This window comes from Acidobacteriota bacterium, from assembly GCA_034211275.1.
Lineage (GTDB): Bacteria > Acidobacteriota > Thermoanaerobaculia > Multivoradales > JAHZIX01 > JAGQSE01.
The window spans coordinates 1-7,336 of the sequence record JAXHTF010000266.1; the positions used below are offsets into that span (position 1 = coordinate 1).

Consider the following 7,336-nt stretch of genomic DNA (forward strand, 5'->3'; position numbering starts at 1 on the left):
GTCATGATTGACCTCCTGGTGACTTGAATTATCGTTGCTCAGTAAATGCGCTCATCCGTCAATAGGTACTACGGGGCGGGGTGGGATGTTGTTTCAGGGGGGTGTAGTCCTCGTCGCCCGTCAGCGATGGACCCTCGTCCGGCGACTCGATGCACTCCTTGGTTAGATGCCCGGGCCTTGCCATGGAGGCAGGGCGCCGAAGTCATCGCTGGAGGAGGTCTCCATGTGGAGCTTGATTACCGGTTGGTTCTTCGATTCGTGGGAGTGGCTTTTCGGCGGAAACAGTTCAACCGAAGGCGACGGTAGTCCGCATATCGATCCCGATGGCTAGAGCCTCAACCTTGAATGTCGGTTCTTCTTGATGCCCGTATGACTTTGTTTCTTTGTGCGAAGGAGCCGGGGGTCGGGCTCTGGCGAGCTCTGTGGTGCACTTCCTAAGCAGATGGCCGGGCCTTGCCATGGAGGCAGGGTGATGCAGTCATCGCTGGAGGAGGTCTCCATGTGGAGCTTGATTACGGACTGGGTTCTCGGTTTCTGGAATCGTCTTCCAACAGGACGCGAGTCGTTGGGTGCTGAAGGTGAGCACAGTCCGCATATCGATCCCGATGGATGACGTGTGATCTTGGGCTCGGGATGACTGTCCCGCTCTTCGGTGGTGTGGTGTTCGGAATTTGTGCTCCAAGAGATGGAATATCCCTTCTGGGCCATGAGCTTTGGGCGGATTCTCTAGAAGACATTTCTTGCTGAGTATAGGCATATGTCGGTTGTGCCAAAGGGTGTGGCCGATATGATCTCACCATCTTCTTATGAGCGAAGAGACATTCCTTCTTCCGTTGCCGGCCGTAGTCGACGTCATCGTCGGGCGAGCTTGTCTGAGTGAGCAAGATCTTCGCCTGCGACACTATCGACGTAAAAGGCATGCTCCGGATCAAGTCGATGAGCTCTTGGCCTCTGGCGGTCGGGATCTGCACCAGAAGCTCAAGCGAAGCCGGGGCCGTCTCTTCTCTCGGCCGCTGGTCGAGGCGTTGATTCAACGTTGTGGCGAGCTGACCTCGGTAGCCCCCGAAGAAGCCGTCGAGGCGGCCCGGGCGGCTCAGATGATTCTCTCCATGACCGCAGAACGTCTCGGCAAGCGCCAGCTGTCTGTCGAGTTCGGTGGTGGGTGTGCTTGGTGGGACTTGCAGGGACTGGTGCGCGCACAGCTGGCCAACGTCCGCCGGGTCCAATGCCGATGGGCGGACGCGCGACAGGGCTTTGACAACGCTTACCAATGCCTGTCTCATGGAACTGGCGATCCTCTGGCTGCCGCCCGAGTTCGCTGCCTTGAAGCGTCCTTGCTCCGAGATCGGGAGAAATACCAGCGAGCTCTTCAGTGCTTGAGCTGCGCAGAGATTCTCTATCGTCGCCTAGATCATCAGCAGGAGCTTGCTCGCGTTCTCCTGAAGCGGGCGGAGATCCTCGATCTTTGCGACCAGGTGCGGCGCGCCATCCAGATCCAGATCGAGGCCATCGCTTTGATCGACGAGGATCGGGAGCCCGCGGTCACCCTCGCTGCTTTCGCCAACCTGGCCGAGATGTACCGGCGAGGCGGTGAGGCCGAGGCTGCAGCTGTGGTGCTAGAGAGCTCGGAGCACTATCTCCAGGATCTGCCGGCGCAAAGTCGGACGTTGCTCACTTGGAGGTGGATCAGGGGAAGAGTAAATCTGGCATTAGGGCGTCTGCAGGAAGCCAGGTCCGACTTAGTCGCGGCCTTCGATGGATACCGAGCCGCAAATTCCTCCTTCCAATTCGCCTCTATTGGCGTTGATTTGATGAAGCTGTATGCCTTGGAGGGCCGGACTCAGGAGTTGGTGGAGACCTCTGGCCCGACTCTTCAGGCTCTCAGAAACCAGGATCTGGCAGCTGAAGCAGTGGAAGCAATAGCGGTTCTCTCGAAAGCATTGGAGTACCAGCAGGTGGGAACGCATCTGGTGGATCAATTAGCAGAGCTCATCGAGAAGAAGAATCTTGGGAGAGAGCGTCGATGATGTCCTCTGATAGGCACGAGCCACCTGCGGTCTCTGACCAGGAGCAAGCAGCGATCCGGTACCTGGTGCGCCTTCTCGACGAGGCGTCCAAGAGGCTACCGGGCGTCCGGGATCAATTCTCGCGCTCTACTCCGCCGATCGCGCAGCTTCGAGGGGCGATCGGGGATCTGGCGGTCCTCTCTCAGTTTCTGGCAAACCGGGTGGGCGAAGTGGGGCGCAAGTGTGATGCCGAAGAGCGAGAGCTGTTGGCAGAAGACTTGGCTGCAGCGATGGCGCCGCTTCGGGGACAGCTGGGGAAGCTGCGGGGCCGGCGTTAGAAAGTACTTAGAGCTGAAAAGGTCACGTCAGGCAGCTCGTGTACTCAAACTGCTGTGGGGCAGGCTGTCTAGATCCAGCAGACGCACTACTCGATCTGCACATCGAAGAGCAAACTGCTGGCACAGGTGATCAGCTTCGACCCCGATCCTCCAGGAGATCATAGAGACCTTCGCGGTCCATGATCTCGACCGCGGGCGCTCCTTTACCTCCAACCACAGGAAGCTTCAGCCGGAATCCTTGAGGAGACTCGGACCGTTCGAGCAAATGAGCTCGAAGGGCCTCTTCGACCAGGGCTTGGAGCGTCTGCCTCGAGGCGGCGGCACGCTCCTTGGCCTCTGCCAGAAGATGGTCATCGAGATCTAGAGTTGTCTTCATGGTGGAGTGACCATACCGCGGACCCAACGATGGCTTGCCCCTGGTGGCGCTTGGATCTTAGCTTCGGGCAGGCTGAGTCATCCACCAGAGTGATACCCTCCCCGACGGAACTCGCCCCCAATTCGTAGCGTCGATAGGTCCAGAGGCCCTCGCACCTGGACGATGACGGTTGTCTCCGTCCAGGTGCGGTAAATCCCTTTCCTCCCCCCAAGAGGAGCTCAAGTTCATGCAGCGTCTCGTTCTCGCCGTCCTTGTGTCCGCTCTTCTCGCTCTCACCATTTGGCTTCCTGCGGATTCAGAGATGTTGGAGCCGCTGCCGTTGCCGTCGCCGTCTTTGTGGATTCTGACCCCTTCCCTGGCCCTGCACCACGGGGGTGAGGATGGGGCGTTGTTGGAGCGCTTCCGGCAGCTCGAGGAGGCGGAAAGCCTGGTGGTGGATGAGGGGCGGGGGGTGGTGTGGGTGCTGTCGGTGGAGGAGTTGACGGTTTGGGGGCTCGATGGGACCGAGCGCTTTCGGGTGCCGTTGCTGGCGCGGGGAGGGGAGCCGGGGAAGCTGCTGTTGCGGCCCGCGGATGGGTCGGTTTGGTTGGTGCAGGGGAGCCGCATGGAGAGCTTTGGCGAGGCGGGGCAGCGGTGGGTGAGCCAGGAGCTGCCGGCGCCGGCGGTGGGGGTGGCGTTGAGCCCGGACGGGGAGCGGGTGTGGGTCGCGACGGAAGGAGGGGTGGAGGCACGGGATGCGGTGTCCGGTGAGGTGGAGCAGCGGCTGGTCTTGCCGTTGGGGGCGGGAGTCGCGGAGCCCCAGGAGCTGGCTGTGGGGCTGGATATGGGGCTGGCTGTGGGGCCGGATGGGAGCGTTTGGATAGCGCTGGCGGAGGAGGTGGCGGTGTATTCGCCGAGCGGGGAGCTGCGGGAGCGGTTGCCTCTTTCGGGGATACCGGGGCCGGGGATTGCGCAGATTGCCGCCACCGAAGGGGGATTCTGGGGAGCCCGCAGTGGCGAGCTGGTGCGGTGGCAGCGCCAGGAGAGCTCGAAGCCTGGCGGCGAGACGCGGAGCCTTGCTTTCCAACCGTTTGACGGTTCCCGAATCCACGCGCTAGCAGCGGATCCTCGGGGTGGGGTGTGGGTGAGCGCGGGGAGCGAGGTGCGACGATACGACGAGGCGGGGAATCTGCTCGACGCGGTGGATGCGGGGGAGCCGGTGCGGGCGCTGGTGGTCGGGGGACCGGACGGGGGGCCGCTGCCGCTGCCGGCCGAGTTCGCCGACGGGTGGAGCTCGGCTGCCGAGGGAGCGGGAGCGGGGCCGGAGATCGACATCTTGGGGCCGGAGGGCTTCCTCCAGATCAACCCGCAGGATCTACCGGAAGAGCTGCAGATCGAGCTCGCCTACTCCGCCGGCTCGGCGGCCGTCGACCTGGGGAGCCTGGTGGTGCGCCTGGACGGCGAGGACATCACCGCTTTCTGTGCGGTGACGGACGCTTCGGCGAGTTGTCCGGCCCAGCCGGCGAGTGGCGAAGAGCTGGCGGAAGGCGAGCACCTAGTGACGGCGGAGATTACCGATCTTTCGGGCCGGACTGCCTCGGCTCATCGAGCCATCTGGGTGCTCCTCGGCGAGGGCGAGCATCAGGTGGCGCTGCCGGCGGTGGCGGATAGCTTCATCGGGCGCACGCTGCGCAACCGCAACCGCGGCGACGCGCCGTATTTGCAGCTGCGCTGGGCAGGGCGCCATCGCTCGCTGACGGCGTTCGACCTCTCCGAGGTAGAAGTGGTGTTGGACTCGCTCCAGGGAGCTCGCCTGGAGCTCTTCATCGAGCACAACGCCTTCAACTGGGGACCGTGGGGCCGGGAGGTGGACGTGCACCGGCTGCTCGAGCCGTGGAGCGAGGAGGGAGTGACCTGGACCTGTGCCGAGGACACGAACCCTCAGAACTTCCGGCCGGATTGTCTGGTGCGGTGGAACGGTGGAGTCTTCGATGAGGTGCCCAGCGCTTCTGCTGCGGTGACCAGCGACCAGTTGGGTTGGGTGAGCTTCGACGTCACCGCCGACGTGGCGGCGGCGCTGGCCGGGGAGGAGAGCTTCGGGTGGTTGCTCAAGAAGCGGCTGGAGCACCGGCTGGGTCTGGTGCGCTTCACCTCGCGGGAGGGCTTGTGGGAGCAGGCACCGCGGCTGGTGCTCGACTTCGTGGGCGGGGAGCCGGAGCTGCCGGACGGGCCGGAGCTGCCGCCGGATCCGGTGGACATAGCGCCGGATCTGGACCGTACGGTGACCTACGATCTCCACTCCGCCACCGAATTCCTCTATACCGGCGACGATCCCATCCAGACCGGCGTCGAGCCCGGGACCCTCGATCCCCGTCGCATCGCCGTGCTGCGTGGCCAGGTCTTGGACCGGGATGGAGGGCCACTGCCGGGGGTGACGGTCGCCGTTCTCGATCATCCGGAGTTTGGCTCGACCCTGTCCCGGGCCGATGGCTGGTTTGATCTGGCGGTCAACGGCGGCGGCATCCTGACCCTCGACTATTCGAAGCAAGGTTACTTGCCCATCCAGCGCCAGGTGCGGGCGCCATGGCGCGATTGGGCCTTCGCCGACGAGGCGGTGCTGCTGCCCTACGACTCGGTCAGTACGGTGATCACGGCGGGCGCCGCCGACGCGCAGGTGGCCCGGGGCTCGGTGCAGACCGACGCCGACGGCAGCCGTCAAGCGACTCTGGTCTTCCCCGCCGGCACCACCGCAGAGATGGAGTTGGCAGACGGCACGGTCCAACCGCTGCCGAGCCTGACCCTCCGAGCCACCGAATACACCGTCGGTCCCCTCGGCCCCGACGCCATGCCCGGACCACTGCCGCCGACGGTGGCCTACACCTACGCGGTGGAGCTGTCGGCGGACGAGGCGGAGGCCGCCGGGGCGGTGGAGGTGCGCTTCAGCCAGCCGGTGTACCTCTATGTGGAGAACTTCCTCGGCTTCCCGGTGGGAGAGCGGGTGCCCTTGGGCTATTGGGACCGCCGGCAGGCGGCGTGGGTCGGAGCTCCCAACGGCCGAGTGGTCGAGGTGTTGGGCGCCGCCGGTGCGGGCCGGGCGGCGGTGGATGTCGATGGCTCCGGGCAGCCGGCGGACGCCGCGGCGCTGGAGGAGCTGAGCTTCACCGACGGCGAGCTGGAGCGCCTTGCTGCGCTCTACGCTCCCGGCACCCAGCTGTGGCGCTCCCCCATCCCGCACCTGACGCCGTGGGACTGCAACTACCCCTACGCGCCGCCGGACGACGCGGTGCTGCCGCCGGGGGATGTGGACGACTTTGACGATTGGGACGACGAGGATCTGGAGGGGCCGGAAGATCCGCTGGATCCCTTCGGCGAGGCGGGCGACGAGGGCGACGGGCCGGAGAAGGACGAGGATCCGTGCCGCTGGCAGGGTTCGGTGCTCGAATGTCGGGACCAGGTCCTGGGGGAGTCGTTGTCGCTCCCCGGTAGCGAGCTCTCCCTGCACTACCGCAGCGACCGGCAGGCGGGAAGGACCGCCGAGTACCGGCTACGGACTCGGGTGACCACCGAGACACCGCCGGGTTCGCTGATGGGCGTGGAGTTGGACATCCGAGTCGGTGGCCAGCGGATCCGCCGCGAATTCGGTCCGGAGCCGGGGCAGGTCTTCTCGTTCACCTGGGATGGTCGCGATGGCTACCAACGCAACGCTCAGGGTCGGGTTCCGGTGGAGATCGTCAAGCGGTACGTGTACACCGGCACCTATCAGTCGCCGGCTACCCGTCGGATCAGCTGGGAGCGTTTTCCCGAGGGCTCCATTAGCCCGCCGCCGCGGAGCCGGACGGACTCTACGATCCGACTGGAACGGGTTTTCTCGGGAACACTGGAGAGCACTTCCTCCCAAGCACTGGGCACCTTCGATGCTCGGGATCTGGGACTCGGCGGTTGGAGTCTTTCGGTTCATCACGTCTATGACCCGAACAGCCGCACTCTGTATTTGGGCGACGGCTCGCAGCGCCGGGCCAGCTGGCTCGGGCCGGTGTTGACGCGCTTGGCGGGAACCGGTTCGCCGGGAGACGGGGCCGAGGATGCGCCGGCGGCGAGGGAGCCCTTGGACAGCCCTTCGGACGTGGCGGTCGCGCCGGACGGATCGGTCTACATCGCGGACACTTTCAACCACAAGATTCGCCGCATTCGGCCTGACGGCCGCATGACTACAGTGGCGGGGACCGGAGAGCCCTGCGCAGGAGGTGGGGACGATGACGACGACGATCCCACCGACGGTCTGGCCGGACCGGGGGGAATCGAAGCGACCGCGGAGGAGGACTGCGGCGACGGCGGGCCAGCCGCGGCGGCACGGCTGAGCGCTCCGGAGGGTGTGGCGGTGGCGGCGGACGGCACGCTGCTGGTGGCGGATACCGGTGCCGGCTGCGTACGCCGCATCGACGCCCTGGGAACCATCCACACCGTGGCGGGCCAGTGCCGTAGTGGGGGGGACGAGGATCTAGCAGCCCGTGGCAAAAGTCAGACGCCAGCGAGAGCGAGCAATTTTTCGCCGAATCAAGGCCGGAAAACCGCAGGCGATGCGAGTATCGGCGAGGTTTTCGAACGAAGATTCGGCGGAAAAGGGCCGCTCGCAGCGC

The 7,336-nt window shown here is 65.0% G+C and carries 2 protein-coding genes; both read left to right on the top strand.

Going from position 1 to position 7,336, the window contains the following annotated elements; translation table 11 throughout:
* Positions 1-806: 806 nt before the first annotated feature.
* The gene (locus SX243_24295; protein ID MDY7096107.1) at positions 807-2,027 is read left to right on the top strand and encodes a hypothetical protein; all 1,221 of its coding nucleotides are present in this window, start codon (positions 807-809) and stop codon (positions 2,025-2,027) included.
* Positions 2,028-2,946: 919 nt separating this feature from the next.
* The coding region (locus tag SX243_24300; GenBank protein MDY7096108.1) for a DNRLRE domain-containing protein at positions 2,947-7,336 on the top strand (4,390 nt) is incomplete at its 3' end.